Here is a 17,057-nt window from a genome sequence, read left to right as displayed (position 1 = left end):
TATCTGCATCACCGCCGATGGATGTGCATTATAGACCATCTCATCCCCTTTGCAAGCGAAAATTAAAAATTAATGACTTGAGCGTTTACTTTTAAACCACCACACGAATTAAGCTATTGTTTTATATTGATAATTATTTTAATTTTTTATTTTTGACTTAAATAAGCCAGTATCATGCTCGATAATTCGCGTTTAAGTTGTTGTTCTGAGATAAGAAAATTGTTCTGACTTACATATCGCATCATCGTAAAAAGCGTACTATTAATAATTACAAAGGATTTATGCTTTACCTGTTCGAAGTCCCACTGATGAGGATTTCTACTGAATGTATATAGCCCTACTTCAAAAAAATGCTTTTCTAAAATCTGAGCAGCTTGCGAATGACTATAGTCATGCCAGTGTTTCAGCACTTCTATAAAAAATCCATGATCGGCTTTTAATGCATTAAATCCCAACTCTATTGCTAAGGGAATGAGCAGCTCTAAAGGAATATTTCCTTGTCGCACAACTAATTCTTTAAGTTGTTGCCCCAGCAATTCGCTTTTACGGCGCAATAGTTCTTCTATGATTTGATCTTTATTCTCAAAGTATTGGTAAATCGACCCAACACTTACTCCAGATTTCTCTGCAATTTTAGGCGTCGTCGTATGTAGTAATCCATACTGCGCGATACACTGCTGTGTCGCCTCTAAAATATGGTCAACAATAATTTTTGAACGCTGTTGTTGTGGGGCTTTTCTCATCGTTTTTTATTCGTTAAATGCGAATTGAATGCGAATAATTATTCATATTAGCCTATTTATTATTCAGTTCAATAAGTAAGTAACGATATGCAAATGATTAGCCCGACTCGACTTGCTTCTTTTAATGACATGCAAGACAGTAATTTCTTTACTCAGTTTTTAAATATCTGTTGCGAAAAACCTGTACAACCAAACTATAAAGAATATGTGTCTTTACAACGTGCTCTTTGTGAAGGGGACGTTGAAATGGATAAGGTGATTGATTGGGTTATGCAAGATCCTAAAGGTCACCGAATGATTTTTGAGAAGATATTATTTCAAGGCCGCGATAACCTATCTGAGCCGCTACCTACTGAGTTAGAAAATTTCTTTAATTACATTGAGCAAAAGCCTGAATGGTTAGATCAGCGTCAAATTGATGAGGCTGTTAAATTTACTCATCGTTTAGGAATAAATAATGGTTTTATTCTTAGAGATTTATCCTTAATGGCGGGATATTTATATCCGGGATTTAATCAGCCGCTAATTTTAACGGGTGCATTAAAGAAACAGGCGGGTACTCGTTTAGCTGAAACCACAAAATGGTGGGTTGATATTACTGAACCTCAAGGACTTGAGCGTCTAAGCACAGGTTTTATATCAACGATTTATGTTCGCTTTATTCATGCACTCGTCCGCCGACAATTAAAAAAGTCTGATCGTTGGGATAGTGAAGTTTGGGGAGTTCCACTTAATCAATTTGATTTAGCAATGACTAATTTGGCTTTTAGCAGTGTAGTTTTACTCGGTATTAGAGCTTTGGGTGTATGGCCAACCAAACAAGAAACCAAGAGTTTTTTACATTTTTGGCGTTATGTTGGCTGGTTGATGGGTATTGATGAAAAATGGCTTATTCAATCTGAATCTGAGGGTTGGAGGTTACTTTACTGGATGCAGTTTGCTCACCCTCGCTCCGATCACAGCAGTGTTGAGTTAGGATCAAGCTTATCTAAAGAGCTTTTGAGAGAAAATATCTGCATTTACGCTCTTTGCAGCAGAAGCTTGCTTATCGACAACATTTAGAACTTACCCAATTTTTTATTGGTAAGAAGAGAATGAAACTACTCGGATTGCCTCACCAGTCAGCTTCATGGTTTGCTTATTATCTGATTGTGCGTAATTCAATACTTTATAATGGCGCGAAACTTTCACCAAAAATTGAAAAGTTTTTATCCAAATCAGGCCGTAATATACAGAAACTTGGCTTAACGCTTTATCAGAATCAAGGTAAGGCAAAAACCTTAGCGAGTATGCATCAATAATTTTTAAAACCTAAAAATAAAAATGGAAGCCCGTTAATTAGACTTCCATTTTCAAATATTAAGGAACTTATTGAGCTGATGAACTGTGCATTTCAGCGTGATTCATTTGCTCGTGTGACTCCATCATCTGCTTCTTTTTCTGACTTGGCATGTAGTCAGGTTCATTGTTGATTGCCAAGTAAAAAATAATCATAAACAATAAACTCAAGATAGAAGCCACAATAAGTAACTTCCATCCCCACCAAGATTGTTCAGGTGATAATTTATTAGTCATTTCATTTCTCTCATTAAATTAATAATTTCAGTTCTTTAATTCGCTAAAGCTTATTAAAACTTCATGCTCATACGAACCCAGTAATTTCTTCCGATATTGTTAAACTGCTCTTCGCTCGCAAATCCAAAGCCTGCACTACCCGCTTTATTTAAGTGTTCGGTATAGGGCTTATCTAATACGTTATCAATGCCAACAGAGACATCAATATCTTTACGAAGGTTGTAACTTCCGTTTAAAGAAAGTGTTGAGAAACCTTTACTTGGTTTTAGGTCATATCCCACGATATTACCTTGATGTAGACTCACACGGTTTTGCTCAGCAACAGCTCGCCATAACAGACCTAAGTTATATTTGTCAGCCACATAGCGAATATTTAAACGACCTTCTAAAGGTGAAATTTGAGGTAGAGGTTTGTCATCTGTGGTATTTTTGCCCCACGCATACATCGCACTCAAATCTGCCTGAATACGGTCAGTGAATTGGTACCCAATACCCGCTTCCGCACCAGCGATGGTTGCATCGACATTTTTGGCTCCCGCAGTAATATCATGGCTCATATCATGTCCATCCATTCCCATACTTGGGTGATGGTGGTAACTCATTAATATGTAGTCATCCACCAAACCTGCATAAACAGAAGCCCATGTGCTTAAAGCACCATGCTGTTGCTGAAAACCTAGATCCAACTGTAATGTTTTCTCAGGATTCACACCGTTAAAAGTATTGGTTGAACCCGCATTACCATGTTTAGGCGAGAAAAGTTCCCAATAATCAGGCATACGCTCTACATAACCTAAACCGATATAGCTTTTTAGGTCATGCTCAGGATGTTGATTTTCCCAACGGACAAATGCACTCGGTAAAGTCTTTTCAAGTTTAGTATTAAAGCCTTTTGCTTGAGAATCAGCACGCTCATCTTCAACTGTAACTCGATCTAAACGTGCACCTGCAACCATTTTGTTGAAATCGTTCCATTGATAGCCGAGTTCGCCAAAAGCACCATATGATTGAAAACGCATATCTTGGCGATATGGAATATTCATAGAAGGCATTGTTGGCGATGACATGCTACCGCCATGTTTATTAAATTGAGAGTCAACGCCTGTGATCAAACTCCATTTGTTCCATTCAGAAGTTATTGCCAAACGTGAGTTTAATGTACGGCGTGTCACTTGCATTGCCATTGGATTCGGCATCAGCATGGTCATACCATCATGATTCATTTCAACTAATGGCGGTGTGCGCAAACTAAAGTTATCCATAATATGATCGTTATAGCTGTAGTTCACCTGCCCTTCAATTTTCTTAATGACATCAGTGATATTTTTCTTTTCGAATCGCAGACCTAAGCTTTCACGCGCAAACTGAGATCCGTCCATTGAACGTCCAGCATAAAGCGATTCACCATCAGATTTTCCACCAGTGAGCTCGACCCACGTGTTTTCATCTGGAGTAAAGCCAAGTGCTACATCAGCATTCCACTTTTTCCATGCTGACGGCACAGTATTTCCATCACCATCTTGATAACTATTCGATTCTGAACGGTTGGCATTTAAACGGATATATTTTTTCTCATCGCCCACTGCTGCTTCAACATTATGGTCAATACGTCCATATGAACCTAGCAAGACACTCGCTTGACCGCGATAAGGTTTTTCAGAGGTGAGTTTCTCAGGCTGACGTTCAAAAAGGACTGTTGCAGCAGAACCTGTATTGGCATATTGAACTGTTTGCGGACCTTTAATGACAGAAATACGATCATAACTTTCTGGTGAAATATAAGAAGTCGGTGCATCCATACGGTTTGGGCATGCACCTAAGTTCTCAGTTCCATCTGTCAAAATTTTGATGCGTGACCCAAACATACCTCGGAATGTCACATCACCATTCGTTCCCCCACTTTGTATTGAGTTAAAACCCATAATACTTTGTAGGTAGTCTGCACCATCTGTAGCAGGCACTGGCTGAATTGGCTGTTTCGGGTCTGCATGTACAATCAAGCCATTTGCATCGTTGCCTTGTTGTGCTGTAACAACAATAGGTGCTAATGAGTGAAGCGCTTTAGTATCGGCATTATTTTTTTCTGAATTAGCAAAAACTAGTCCCGAATGAGAGACAGCAAACATCGCAACCCATAAAGGTTGTAGTAAAAATTTAGAATGTGGCATTTTTATACGCTCTAAAACATAAATAAAGTGATATCGAAGTCAGTTAAGACCCCAACAAAAAATTGCTTTTATTTATGTAAATAGAGGTGGTGCACGCCCTTGCGGGAGTAGAAAAAGTCGCTGTAGTGCAAAGTAGACATGTCTAAATGCTTGTTGATAAGCGACTAAGCGGACTTGTATGCGGACTAAAACTTCTTTTACGCCAAATTCAGGTGGCAAAACCAGATTGGCATAGACGGTACAATATTGACACTGATGATTTGCATCATGATGATCATGTTGCCCAGAGGCTTGTGCCTGTTCAATATGATGTTCATGATGTGAATGCATGGAATGTGACATGGTTTCCATCTGTGCTTTAGGTTTAAGCAAAGCGAGGGTAATAGTTTCACAGACCGGAGCAATTTGATACTGCTTCGGTAATAGCGGCTGTAGAAATACCGCGACCTGTAAAAATACTGCTGCACATGCAAGCAGTAAACCACTACGAAAAACCAAAAATCACATCCACACTACATTAATGTTTCAAGAATAGAAATTTTTAACGTTTTACTGCAACTTTTTCACGCTCACGTTGACGAACAACTTTTTCGACTTTTTCTCGAGCACGCTGACGCTTAAGTGGCGACAAATAATCCACAAATAATTTGCCATTTAAGTGATCCATTTCATGTTGGATACAAACAGCGAGAAGTCCATCAGCTTCTAACTCAAATGCTTGACCTTCAAGGTTAATTGCCTCAATTTTCACACGTGACGGGCGCTCAACTTTGTCGTATATTTGTGGCACCGATAGGCAGCCTTCTTCGTACTGCTGCTTATCTTCTGTCAGTGGAGTTATTTTGGGGTTAATGAAAACCATAGGGTCATCTTTAGATTCAGACAAATCTATGACGATAAGCTGAATATGACGATCGACCTGAGAAGCTGCTAAACCAATACCTGGTGCCGCATACATGGTTTCAAGCATATCTGCTGCAAGTTGACGAATTTCATCAGTAACTTCTTCAACAGGCTTAGCAATGGTACGAAGACGGGGATCAGGAAAACTTAAAATAGGTAATAAGGCCATACTGACGTCCTCACTTATGCCATTGATTGAAAAACCAAATGAAGGAAATACTTCATCGAAAAATTGTGTGTTAGCCGCCTATTATAACGCATCTGCACGCATAATTTTTAGGAATTATCATAATGAAAAAGGTTTTTGACGGCATGGTTCAATTTCATGCTTTGGGGATAAAAAAGCATTTACTTGCTTTAGCACTTTTTACAGGGGTTGCTTTCGGTACGGTAGCAGAGACTTATGCTGCTAGTCCGAACCATAATCCACCCTCTCTTAAAAGTAATGCACCACATGTCTACGTAGTGAAACGAGGAGATACACTATGGGATATTTCCGGTCACTTTCTGAGTAAACCTTGGCGCTGGCCTGAAATTTGGGCAAGCAACCAACATGTTAAAAATCCACACTGGATTTATCCAGGCGATCGATTACTGCTATGTAGTTTAGATGGCCGTCCATTGGTTGGAAAAGATGAGGGAGATGGCTGTGTCGGCATTATTCGCCGTTACACAGGTCAAATGACAAATTTACAACCTCAAGTTCGTGTGGAGTCACTTAACAATAACGTACCTGTTATTCCTCTTGAACATATCAAACAATGGTTAGAACACAGCACTATTCTACCTATCGATGCAATTCAACATACTCCTTATGTAGTCGGTACTGCCGATCAACGTGTACTGGCGGCAAAAGGTCAGACTATTTATGCGCGCGGACAAGGTTTAGTTAATGGTCAACGTTATGCAGTTTATCGTGAAGGCGAACCTTATTATTTCACAGACAGTAAAGGTAAAAAGCATAGTCTAGGTATTGAGTTGCAACAAGTTGCCTCAGGGATTGCGATCTCTTCTGAAAAAGACATTACCACGCTTGAGTTAACTGATAGCTACAATTCTGAAGTACGTCGTGGTGATCGGGTGATGCCAGAAGAAGAAGCAACATTACCTACTTTGTTTTATCCGGTAGATGCCACTCAGGTGACGGACGGCGGCAAAATTATTCGTGTAATGGGATCAATTGGTACTGCTGCCAAAAATAGTGTGGTGACTTTAGACCGCGGTACGGCACAAGGTATTCAAGTAGGACAAGTTTTTGATATTACACAACAAGGTGAAACCATTCGAGATCCTAAAACCAAAGAATCAATACAGTTACCAGGACAACAAATTGGTAGTCTGATGGTCTTTAGAACTTTTGATCAGTTGAGTTATGCCTACGTATTAGAAAGCGATTTACCAGTTAAAGTTGGTTCAAGCATTCAGCCACCCCGCTTTAATGATTAATGCTGGATGTACCTTTTACAATGCTTACTCAACTTTCTTCACACCATTACCACACGCTTAAAGTGTGGTATTTGGTGCAACACTCTTTAGTCAGCTTTAAAAAAATTATCGATTATTTTGGTAGCTGTGAAAAGGCGGTCCAACCTGCTGGATTATCTCAATGGCGCAATCTCGGGTTACATGCTAATCATTTAAAACGCGTAGATGAATTTCAAACTGCTCAGGGTCAAGCTCAGTTTGAAAAACTAACTGAGCAGATCCAGCAATATACCGACTTTATTTTAACGGCAGATGACTCAGGCTATCCCACTCAGTTATTACCTTATACAGATCACCCACCTATCATTTTTGGAAAAGGCCAAGCTCAAGCTTTGTTGCAACCACAAATTGCGATTGTAGGTAGCCGAAAACCAAGCCCACATGGTCGTCAGGTTGCTTATGATTTTGCCTATTACTTAAGTGAAAAAGGTTTTTATGTGAGTAGTGGCTTGGCATATGGTATTGATGAAGCTGCTCACCAAGGAGCATCAGCACATCAACGTACAATTGCAGTAACAGGAACTGGTTTAGACAGTACCTACCCTGCTCAAAATAAAAAACTTGCAGAACATATTTTAGCTCAAAATGGCGCGATTATTACTGAATTTTTGCCTGGAACACCCCCATTACAACAGCATTTCCCACGTAGAAACCGAATTGTCAGCGGTTTGAGTTTAGGCGTGTTAGTGGTAGAAGCTACATTAAAAAGTGGTTCTCTCATCACTGCGAACAAAGCTGCTGAACAAGGTAAGACTGTATTTGCCATTCCTGGTCATATTTACAGTGAGTTTCATCAAGGTTGCCATCAACTTATTCGTGAGGGAGCAATTTTAGTCGATCATCCTGAACAAATTATTGAAGACCTTGCTTTACCTACTCAATGGCAAAGTCAGCAACAAAACTCCACCGAGGAGGCTGTAGTTTCTAGTACTCCAGAAATTCCTGAGCATTTAATTAACCTTTATCAATCTTTAGACTGGGTCGGGCAAAATATTGATCAGCTTGTCTTACATCACTCTCAGCCTGTTGCAGAACTCACCTCTTCACTGATGGAACTAGAACTACTTGGTTTATGTATGCAACAATCAGGATTGTATTTACGTTGTCGTTCTTAGTATTGGAGCGCACAATAGCAATTCTGTCTGATTGAAAGGAAGAGTATTACCATGATCACCACCTCAGTTACCGAAGCAGCCGAATGTTTACAACAAGGTCAAGTTTTGGCATATCCAACTGAGGCAGTTTGGGGGCTAGGTTGCGACCCTTTTAATGAGCAAGCTTTTCAAAAGATTCTTGAACTAAAGCAAAGGCCTATTGAAAAGGGTGTAATTTTATTAGCAGGTCATATTAGCCAAGTTGAGCACCTGCTAACTTCTTTACCTCAAACAACCCAACAAGAAATTATTGATTGTTGGACTAATCATCAACCTTCAGAAAGAGCAACAACTTGGCTATTACCTGCTGGCGAACATATTCCTTCATGGATTAAAGGTGAGCATCCTCTTGTCGCTGTTCGAGTCACTACACATCCTTTATGTGTGGCATTATGCAATGCTTTTCATGGCTTTATTGTCTCGACTAGTGCGAACCCAAGTGGACAAGAACCTGCACACTCACTACAGGATGCCTGCCAATACTTTGGTTCACAATTAAACTATCTGAATGGTGACTTAGGCCAGAGCCAACAACCAAGCAGAATCATTAACGCTCTTACCAGAGAGATTATTCGCGCCTAATTTCAAACAAAAAAAAGCTCAGTTATATAGGGATAACTGAGCATAAAAAAGGATGGGTATATACCACATCCAGAGGGTTTGGATATCTGGGGAACGAAAGATAATTTACAAAGAAAAGAGCGCCTTTCGTAGTGGCCGCTATTATGTGGCAAGAGGTTCAATGAGAGAAATATATTATTTCTCTAAAAAAAGCATGAAAAGTGTAGGGAATTTGCGGTTTTTTGCCTATAAATTAAAATTATATTAATATTTTTACTCGGCTTTTTTAATATTTATATTACAACCTATTTTTATAAACTATTTATAAATCATATAGAAAAACTTTAACTAAGAAAAAATTGGCATATTTTTATGAGTTTTTTTCAAAATATGCCATAGTTTTTTTACCAACTTTAGTTTTGTTCTTGCACTAATTCGCTCTTTTTAGGACTCACCTTCTTCTGAGCCATAATGATACCAATTAAAATAACAATCCCACCTAGTGTGTGATAAATGGTCCACTGCTCAGACAACCAGACGCTTGCAATAACTGCTGTAAAGACAGGTACCAAGTTCATAAAAATACTTGTTCTATTAGGACCGAGTTGTTGAACAGCTAACATCCAAACTAACGGCGCAATGAGTGAAGCAAATACTCCTGCATAAATAGCACTTGGTGCATTTTCAACATTTAAAGCATCAAGTCCAAACCAGAGAATTAAAGGAATATGAAATATTACAGAAAACCCAATCTGAACATATAAGCTTGTCATAATTGGTAGAGGCAACTGCCATTTTTTAAGAAAGACACCATAAAATGCGTAGAAGAATACGGCAATAATCATCAATGCATCACCAAGATGTCCGCCACCACTTAAAAGCTTATTAATATTTCCTTGGGACATGACATATAGCAAACCTGCAAAAGACAAAATACTGCCAAAAACTGCAAAGCGATTAGGCACATCTTTTAAAATGGCAAGCGAAACAAAGATCGTGAATATAGGAATAAATGCATTCACAATCCCCATATTGGTTGCACTTGTATAATGGGCAGCCGTATAAGCTAAGCCTTGATAAAGTACCATCCCAAATGCACTTAACACAGCAAGCTTAGGTAAATATGGTATTACTAGTCGTCTTTGTCTCCACACAGACATAAACATAAATGGAGTCAAAATAATAAAAGCGATTAACCACCGATAAAAGCTAATGCTTACTGGTGAGATATAATCCGAGACATAGCGGGTGACTACAATATTTAAAGACCAAATCAATACTGCCAAAATGGGAAAAATAAACGCCCATTTGTGATATTTCATGACCTGACTCATAGCAATACACCATCTACAAAAGAGATTTTATTTTGAAGAATGTCTTAATAAATTGAAATATCGTATTTCCGACATTGATATCGAACTTAGGACATTATCCTTTTTAGAATAATGTCCAAGCTTTCATGGCATGTTCTACAACTTTATGTAATTGATCAGTACTGGCACCGTCTCTTGCCTGAATGGTAAGGCCTTGAATGACAGTGGCATAAAAGTCCGTCATTTCTTGTAGAGGAGCATTAGATAGCAAATCACCCTGCTCAACACCTTGTTTGAGACGCTCCAATAATTTTTCTTTGGTTTTTATGCGCTTGTCTAATAGGTTCTGCTGCACATCTTGAGTTGCATCAGAACAATTCATGGCAGCAACCACCAACATACAACCAGCTGGTTTATTGGGTTGAACCAGTCGTTTTACGTTGTCATAAAGATATAACTCAAACGCAATTTTTGCAGTTTTTGCTTCTAAAAAGATGGTCTCAATAGGGCAGGCTTCATGAGCCAAATAGTAATCAATACTTTTATAAAACAGCCCTGCCTTATCACCAAAAGCACTATATAGGCTAGGTGCTGTAATTTCCAAAGCTTGTGTTAAATCACTAATAGACGTTGCTTCATAGCCATGCTCCCAAAAGAGCAACATTGCTTTTTGCAAAACCTCTTGTTCATCAAAGCATTTAGGACGTCCGCGCTTTTTTTTCAGCGTATCTTCTGTAACAGCTAAATTCGTTTCATGCCTATTTGTCATAAAGATCACATCTATTTTTATAACAATCGTTATTAAATTAATTGACGTTCGATTTTTTATCAACTATTTTATTTTCATAATGATCGTTAGTTAATTAATAAATTGCCTTTCTTTACTCCAAATTTAGCCAAGTAAGGATTTCCTATGGACCAATCGTCTATCTCTAAAGCGCGACCCACGACCTCTACTCAAGGAAGCTGGTTTGCCATTTTGGCCGTTTCTATCGCAGCATTTGCCTTAGTTACAAGTGAATTTTTACCCGTTGGCGTTTTAAATAGTGTCGCAACAGATTTAAATATTTCTGTAGGTACAGCAGGCCTGATTATTACCGTACCCGGCATTATGGCAGCAATTGCAGCCCCTCTATTGCCTGTATCAGTAAAACAACTTGATCGGCGTTATGTGCTTATCTTGCTGACAGCTATTATGGTTATTGCCAATACCATTACCGCATTTGCTGAAAACTTTCATATTTTATTGTTAAGTCGCTTAATTTTAGGTATTTCAATTGGTGGTTTCTGGGCGACCGCCATTGCTCTAAGTGGAAAATTAGCCCCCTCACACCTTCCTATTGCTAAAGCAACTGCGGTCGTGATGGCAGGTGTGACTTTTGCTACAGTTCTAGGTGTACCGATTGGAACTTGGTTAAGCGAGTTTTATGGCTGGCGTAGTGCTTTTGGAATTACTGCAAGCATTGGCTTAGTTGTTTTAATCTTACAATTAATCTTTTTACCTAAACTTGTACCAGATTCGGCAATTCACATGAAAGATTTGCCAGCCCTATTACGCACTCCTAAAGCACGTAGTGGCATGTTGATTGTTTTATTGATCGGACTCGCTCACTTTTGTGCCTATAGCTATTTAGCACCTTTCTTTAAAAATGTTGCTGGTTTTAATGGGACAACCATTAGTTCATTATTATTGCTCTATGGAATTGCTGGTATTTTCGGAAATGCTTTTGCCGGATATAGTGGGAATCTAAATGTCCGTTATACATTAGCTTTTGTGGGTACATGCTTTGCAATCGTATTCTTTGGATTTCCTCTTTTTGCCGTTCATGAGTTTGGTGCTATTGTCTTACCGCGTTATGGGGATTTGCATTTGGTGCCTTCCCTACCTCAGCAAATATTTGGATGTTTGTACATGCGCCAAATGCAGTTGAAAAAGGTATGCCGCTTTTTGTAGGCATGTTTCAGGTGATGATTGCGACAGGTTCATTATTAGGGGGATATGTAGTTGATCATTTCAATGAAAATACTTTAATTTATGGTGTATTAAGCTTCGTTGCCCTAGCATTACTGAGTACATTTACCTTAGCGAAAGGTCTTAATAACCCTAAAGCTACTTGTGAAAACTAAAATATGAGTCAGAGCATATAGATGAACAATGAGGATCAGCAATTTTCATTATTAAACAGTATAGAAGTTCATGAATTTCTATACCAAAAAGAAGATATTGTTCGTCCTCATGCATCTCTTTGGGGAGATTTTAATTTCAGTTTAAATGGCATATTAGAAATGGAGATTGAAGAACAGCTATATCTTTCTCCACCTAGCTATGGTCTTTGGATTCCCCCTCAAACTGTTCATCAATCTACTCATATTGACCATGAAATTCACTATATCTGTATTCGACTACACCCTCGCTTATGTTCTATTTTAGGAAATAGCTGTCGATGCTTTAGTATTCAGCCTTTTTTTCGCACTTTAGTTTTACAAATTCTAGAGCAGCAAAAACAAACCGAACAACCTGAATATTTAGAACATCTTTTACAAGTTTTATTCGATCAACTCAAACAAGCTCCTGCATATTCACATTATTTACCGCAAACGCGGCATCCAGTTTTATTGCCTATCTTAGAAAAACTTTCAGATCCTTTACTTTTTGATCAGTCTTTACAACAGTTGCTACAAAACTTTTCGGTCAGTGATCGCCACTTATTACGTTTGAGTCAACAAGAGCTTCAGCTTTCGTTGTCCGAATGGAGAAATCGGGCCAAAATTGTTTATGCCATTCATCAGATTCGCCAACGGACGCCTATCAAGCGTTTAGCATATGATTTAGGTTATCAACATAGCTCAAGTTTTATTGAATTTTTTAAACGTTACACTGGGCAAACACCTATCCAAATCAGAAATAACTAGAATTCAGCGTATCTTTAAAAACTTTTTCTTTTTTGAACACGAATATTATTGCACTACCCCTCAATAGCAGTTAAAACAAATGCGTTACTTGATATCAATTACAATCTTTAGGAAAGACTCATGACACAATCCGTATATCACATTCCAGTAAAAGCCATTTCAGGCGAAACGGTTGACCTCGAACAATACAAAGGAAAAGTTTTACTTATCGTAAATACTGCTTCTAAATGTGGTTTAACTCCACAATACGAAGGCTTAGAAAAACTTTATCAAGCAAAAAAAGACCAAGGTCTTGAAATTTTAGGTTTCCCAGCAAACAACTTTAAAGAGCAAGAACCAGGTTCTGATGAAGAAATTCAACAGTTCTGTTCATTAAATTATGATGTTCATTTCCCTTTATTTTCTAAGGTTTCTGTAGTCGGCGAAGATAAGCACCCACTTTACCAAACTTTGACAGCGGCTCAGCCGGAACGCACTGGTGAAGGTCCTTTCCGTGAGCGTTTAGAAGGCTTAGGTATTCCAACCAACCCTGCTCCAGAAGTTTTATGGAACTTCGAAAAGTTTTTAATTAATAAAAATGGCGAAGTCGTAGCTCGCTTTGCTCCAAACCTAACAGCAGACGATGAACAAATCGTTAAAGCAGTTGAAGCAGAGTTAGCAAAATAATATTTTAAAGTGTGCGAAAGGGCGTTTTATACGCTCTTTTTTATGCTCTCCTCAAAGTGTTGTTCGTTTGCAAAAATACAATCTTTCTTCATATTTTATACCTATAGTATCTATTTGCTTTATTTGATGTTGTTTGTAGTTATGAAAAAAGTTTTACAGGGCGCATTTCTTCCTTTTGTAATTTTTGCCTCAGGCATGCTTTTACTCGGGTGCGATCAGGCACAAGACCATGCTACCGAACAAGAAAAGACTGAAATAACTGAACAGGCATCTGACCAGAACATTGAACAACAAGCAGCAGAAATTGCACCCAACAAAGCCGAACTTAAAAGCGGCAATATTTTTTATATGGTCCGCGACGCTGCTCATTTACAGCTTAAAGCTGGTGACTATGTTGAACAGCTTAAAGATACCCAGCTTGATGTTGAACAAGCCATCCAAGATAAGAATCAGAATGAACTAAAAACTACTGTCACTACGTTAAAACAGCAACTAGAAGGTTTAAATCAAGCACTTTTGACTTTAGATATCAAAAGTCAGGAAATTGAGAATATTCGCCAAAGTTTATTACATGCCAACCAACAAGCTCTTAGCATGCCATTACTCAATGGGAAATTAGATCAAATCAATTTTGACCAAATTGAAAAACAGCTTAATACCATTCAAATGGATATGGTGAAGCTTGCTGCCATGATTATGGCAGGAGATGAAAAGTCAGATTCAAAAACTGAATCTTAAAAAAACAACTTATAAAAAAAGCCACCTTACGGTGGCTTTTTCAATCTCAAACCGGCAATTATAGTGCGCGGTTTTTGATTTTACGGATAGTTTCAAGCTGTGCAGCTGTTTCTGCCAAGGCAGCCAACGCAGCAGCTGAGTCCAAATCACTCTTTTGGTTTGCAAGCAATTGTTCAGCATTTTTACGTGCTTCTAAAATTGCCGCTTCATCCAAGTTGTCTGCACGGATTGCAGTATCTGCAAGAACCGTTACAACATGAGGTTGAACTTCTAAAACACCGCCAGATACATAGACGATTTCTTCTGTACCATTTTCCAACTGAACACGAATCGGGCCCGGTTGAAGCAAGGTTACAAGTGGAGCATGTCCTGGCAAAATACCAAGCTCACCACCAGCACCTTTCGCGATTAACATCGTTACTGCGCCAGAGTAAATAGACTCTTTAACACTTACGACATCACATTGCATAGTCGCCATGAGATGATCTCCTTAAATTAGAGTTTCTCAGCTTTAGCAATCACTTCGTCAATACCACCAACCATATAGAACGCTTGTTCTGGGATGTGATCGTATTCACCAGCTAATAGACCTTTAAAGCCACGAATCGTTTCTTTAAGCGGTACTAATTTACCAGGAGCACCAGTAAACACTTCAGCTACGTGGAATGGTTGAGAGAAGAAACGTTGGATTTTACGCGCACGGTAAACAACCAATTTATCTTCTTCAGCTAATTCATCCATACCCAAGATTGCGATGATGTCTTTAAGCTCTTTATAACGTTGCAATACGTTTTGTACTGCACGCGCAATTTCATAGTGCTCTTGACCAACAACTAATGGGTCTAACTGACGTGAAGTTGAGTCAAGTGGATCGATCGCTGGATAGATACCAGAAGATGCGATGTCACGGCTCAATACTACTGTTGCATCTAAGTGAGCAAATGTAGTTGCAGGAGATGGATCTGTTAAGTCATCGGCAGGTACATATACCGCTTGGATCGATGTGATCGAACCAGATTTAGTAGATGTAATACGCTCTTGAAGAACACCCATTTCTTCTGCAAGTGTAGGTTGGTAACCTACCGCAGATGGCATACGACCTAACAATGCTGATACTTCAGTACCCGCAAGTGTATAACGGTAGATGTTGTCGACGAATAATAATACGTCACGACCTTTACCATTTTCGTCTTTTTGATCACGGAAGTATTCAGCCATAGTCAAACCAGTTAACGCTACGCGTAAACGGTTACCTGGTGGCTCGTTCATCTGACCGTAGACCATTGCTACTTTGTCAAGAACGTTAGAATCTTTCATTTCGTGATAGAAGTCGTTACCTTCACGAGTACGCTCACCAACACCAGCAAACACAGATAAACCTGAGTGAGCTTTCGCGATGTTGTTGATCAACTCCATCATGTTAACGGTTTTACCAACACCAGCACCACCGAATAGACCAACTTTACCACCTTTTGCGAACGGGCAAAGTAAGTCAATTACTTTAATACCAGTTTCTAAAAGATCAGTAGAAGCTGCTTGTTCAGCATAAGAAGGGGCTTGACGGTGAATCGGCAAACGCTCTTCAGTCGCTACAGGACCTGCTTCATCAATTGGGCGGCCCAAAACGTCCATGATACGACCAAGCGTAGCTGGACCTACTGGAACAGAAATCGGTGCATTTGTGCTAGTTACATTAAGGCCACGTTTAAGACCTTCTGTAGAACCCATTGCGATGGTACGAACAACACCATCGCCAAGCTGTTGCTGAACTTCTAATGTAGTTTCAGTACCGTCAACTTGGAGAGCGTCATAGATCTTAGGAACGCTATTGCGCTCAAACTCGACGTCGATAACCGCGCCGATGATCTGAATGATACGACCGCTACTCATTGCTGTCTCCTCAATTCAAACTTAATAATGTTAAACGGCAGCGGCACCGCCAACGATCTCGGAAATTTCCTGAGTAATCGCGGCTTGACGCAGCTTGTTGTAAATGAGTTGTAGGTCTTTAATCAATTGTCCTGCGTTGTCTGTCGCTGCTTTCATCGCGACCATACGAGCTGACTGCTCACATGCAACGTTTTCAATCACACCTTGATAAACCATAGACTCGATATAGCGAACCAACAAACCATTTAACAATTCTTCTGCTTCTGGTTCGTAGATATAGTCCCAACCATAAGTACGGTTGAGATCATCGCCTTCTTCTGCTGGTGCTAAAGGAACAAGTTGTTCTACTTTAGGCTGCTGAGTCATTGCATTAACGAAGCCATTTGATACGAGATAGATACGATCTAATTCGCCTTTATCAAATGCATCAAGCATAACTTGGACTGAGCCAGTTAACTGTTCCAAACTCGGCGCATCGCCAAGTTGGGTAGTTGCACCGAGCACTTTACCGCCGTAATTCTTAAAAAACGAAACCGCTTTTTGACCAATTAAAGCAAATTCAACTTCAATTGACTGCTGTTGTTGTGCTTTGACATGCTGCACAACTTTCTTGAACAAGTTAATGTTCAAGCCACCTGCCAAACCACGATCTGAAGACACTACGATATAGCCAACACGCTTAACTGGGCGGTCAACCATATAACGGTGTTTGTATTCAGGGTTTGCTTGTACCAAGTGAGCAATTACACGGCGCATATTATCGGCATACGGACGGCCCTGAGCCATGCGCTCTTGCGCACGACGCATTTTAGAAGCAGCTACCATTTGCATCGCGCGAGTAATCTTTTGCGTGCTCTTGATACTAGCTACTTTGGCGCGAATTTCTTTTAAATTTGCCATACGCTTAACCTAGTATTCGAAAGCTCTTTCGAGCTTCCGAAGGTTGAT

At 39.3% G+C, this 17,057-nt stretch carries 15 protein-coding genes and 3 pseudogenes; 8 read left to right on the top strand and 10 right to left on the bottom strand.

The window, feature by feature from the left end; translation table 11 throughout:
- Positions 1-172: 172 nt before the first annotated feature.
- Positions 173-743, bottom strand: a pseudogene (locus tag ACTJJG_RS17480) (TetR/AcrR family transcriptional regulator).
- Positions 744-830: 87 nt separating this feature from the next.
- Here ACTJJG_RS17480 and ACTJJG_RS17475 point away from each other — a divergent pair.
- A pseudogene (locus ACTJJG_RS17475) lies at positions 831-2,044 on the top strand (oxygenase MpaB family protein).
- Positions 2,045-2,111: 67 nt separating this feature from the next.
- On the opposite strand, the gene ACTJJG_RS17470 reads toward ACTJJG_RS17475, so the two are convergent.
- The 4 genes from ACTJJG_RS17470 to def form a co-directional block, all read right to left on the bottom strand.
- On the bottom strand, positions 2,112-2,318 hold the full coding sequence (locus ACTJJG_RS17470) for a hypothetical protein (RefSeq protein WP_005072046.1): 207 nt from the start codon (positions 2,316-2,318) through the stop codon (positions 2,112-2,114).
- 53 nt (positions 2,319-2,371) lie between these two features.
- Entirely contained in the window at positions 2,372-4,486 is a 2,115-nt protein-coding gene (locus tag ACTJJG_RS17465) for a TonB-dependent copper receptor (RefSeq protein WP_005072043.1), read from the bottom strand.
- Positions 4,487-4,558: 72 nt separating this feature from the next.
- Positions 4,559-4,984 (bottom strand): DUF2946 family protein, encoded by a 426-nt coding sequence (locus ACTJJG_RS17460; protein WP_032070742.1) that lies wholly within the window; start codon positions 4,982-4,984, stop codon positions 4,559-4,561.
- A gap of 43 nt (positions 4,985-5,027) precedes the next feature.
- Positions 5,028-5,558: a peptide deformylase gene (gene def, locus ACTJJG_RS17455; protein WP_002114101.1), complete on the bottom strand. Its 531-nt coding sequence runs from the start codon at positions 5,556-5,558 to the stop codon at positions 5,028-5,030.
- A gap of 122 nt (positions 5,559-5,680) precedes the next feature.
- Between def and ACTJJG_RS17450 the strand changes: the two genes are divergently transcribed.
- The 3 genes from ACTJJG_RS17450 to ACTJJG_RS17440 are packed head-to-tail and all read left to right on the top strand — an operon-like array spanning position 5,681 to position 8,610.
- Positions 5,681-6,835 carry a LysM peptidoglycan-binding domain-containing protein gene (locus ACTJJG_RS17450; RefSeq protein WP_032070741.1) on the top strand — a complete coding sequence of 385 codons (1,155 nt, stop codon included), beginning with the start codon at positions 5,681-5,683 and terminating at the stop codon, positions 6,833-6,835.
- Between the two features lie 20 nt (positions 6,836-6,855).
- Positions 6,856-7,989 carry a DNA-processing protein DprA gene (gene dprA, locus ACTJJG_RS17445; protein WP_031945342.1) on the top strand — a complete coding sequence of 378 codons (1,134 nt, stop codon included), beginning with the start codon at positions 6,856-6,858 and terminating at the stop codon, positions 7,987-7,989.
- Between the two features lie 51 nt (positions 7,990-8,040).
- Complete coding sequence (locus ACTJJG_RS17440) at positions 8,041-8,610, top strand: L-threonylcarbamoyladenylate synthase (RefSeq protein ID WP_005072030.1); 570 nt, start codon at positions 8,041-8,043, stop codon at positions 8,608-8,610.
- Positions 8,611-9,002: 392 nt separating this feature from the next.
- Here the strand turns inward: ACTJJG_RS17440 and ACTJJG_RS17435 are convergent, their stop codons facing one another.
- Positions 9,003-9,923: a DMT family transporter gene (locus ACTJJG_RS17435; RefSeq protein WP_081309328.1), complete on the bottom strand. Its 921-nt coding sequence runs from the start codon at positions 9,921-9,923 to the stop codon at positions 9,003-9,005.
- Between the two features lie 103 nt (positions 9,924-10,026).
- Positions 10,027-10,680: a TetR/AcrR family transcriptional regulator gene (locus ACTJJG_RS17430; protein WP_079380979.1), complete on the bottom strand. Its 654-nt coding sequence runs from the start codon at positions 10,678-10,680 to the stop codon at positions 10,027-10,029.
- Positions 10,681-10,815: 135 nt separating this feature from the next.
- Between ACTJJG_RS17430 and ACTJJG_RS17425 the strand changes: the two are divergent.
- The 4 genes and pseudogenes from ACTJJG_RS17425 to ACTJJG_RS17410 all read left to right on the top strand — a co-directional run bounded on the left by ACTJJG_RS17425 (position 10,816) and on the right by ACTJJG_RS17410 (position 14,219).
- A pseudogene (locus tag ACTJJG_RS17425) lies at positions 10,816-12,029 on the top strand (MFS transporter).
- A 21-nt stretch (positions 12,030-12,050) separates the two neighbouring features.
- Positions 12,051-12,815 carry an AraC family transcriptional regulator gene (locus tag ACTJJG_RS17420; RefSeq protein WP_005072018.1) on the top strand — a complete coding sequence of 255 codons (765 nt, stop codon included), beginning with the start codon at positions 12,051-12,053 and terminating at the stop codon, positions 12,813-12,815.
- Between the two features lie 120 nt (positions 12,816-12,935).
- On the top strand, positions 12,936-13,481 hold the full coding sequence (locus ACTJJG_RS17415; RefSeq protein WP_005072014.1) for a glutathione peroxidase: 546 nt from the start codon (positions 12,936-12,938) through the stop codon (positions 13,479-13,481).
- 141 nt (positions 13,482-13,622) lie between these two features.
- Positions 13,623-14,219, top strand: coding sequence for a hypothetical protein (locus ACTJJG_RS17410; protein WP_025469874.1), 597 nt, complete (start codon positions 13,623-13,625; stop codon positions 14,217-14,219).
- A 58-nt stretch (positions 14,220-14,277) separates the two neighbouring features.
- Here the strand turns inward: ACTJJG_RS17410 and ACTJJG_RS17405 are convergent, their stop codons facing one another.
- Genes ACTJJG_RS17405 through atpG form a run of 3 tightly spaced genes read right to left on the bottom strand, consistent with a single transcriptional unit; the run spans position 14,278 to position 17,009 of the window.
- Entirely contained in the window at positions 14,278-14,697 is a 420-nt protein-coding gene (locus tag ACTJJG_RS17405; protein ID WP_002114076.1) for a F0F1 ATP synthase subunit epsilon, read from the bottom strand.
- Between the two features lie 17 nt (positions 14,698-14,714).
- Positions 14,715-16,109, bottom strand: a complete 1,395-nt coding sequence (gene atpD / locus ACTJJG_RS17400) for a F0F1 ATP synthase subunit beta (RefSeq protein ID WP_002114045.1) — start codon at positions 16,107-16,109, stop codon at positions 14,715-14,717.
- A 30-nt stretch (positions 16,110-16,139) separates the two neighbouring features.
- Complete coding sequence (atpG, locus tag ACTJJG_RS17395) at positions 16,140-17,009, bottom strand: F0F1 ATP synthase subunit gamma (RefSeq protein ID WP_002114131.1); 870 nt, start codon at positions 17,007-17,009, stop codon at positions 16,140-16,142.
- Positions 17,010-17,057 lie beyond the last annotated feature (48 nt).

The sequence above is a fragment of the Acinetobacter sp. 22512 genome, from assembly GCF_052044755.1.
Classification (GTDB): domain Bacteria; phylum Pseudomonadota; class Gammaproteobacteria; order Pseudomonadales; family Moraxellaceae; genus Acinetobacter; species Acinetobacter pittii.
This window is presented reverse-complemented; position numbering and strand designations above follow the sequence as displayed.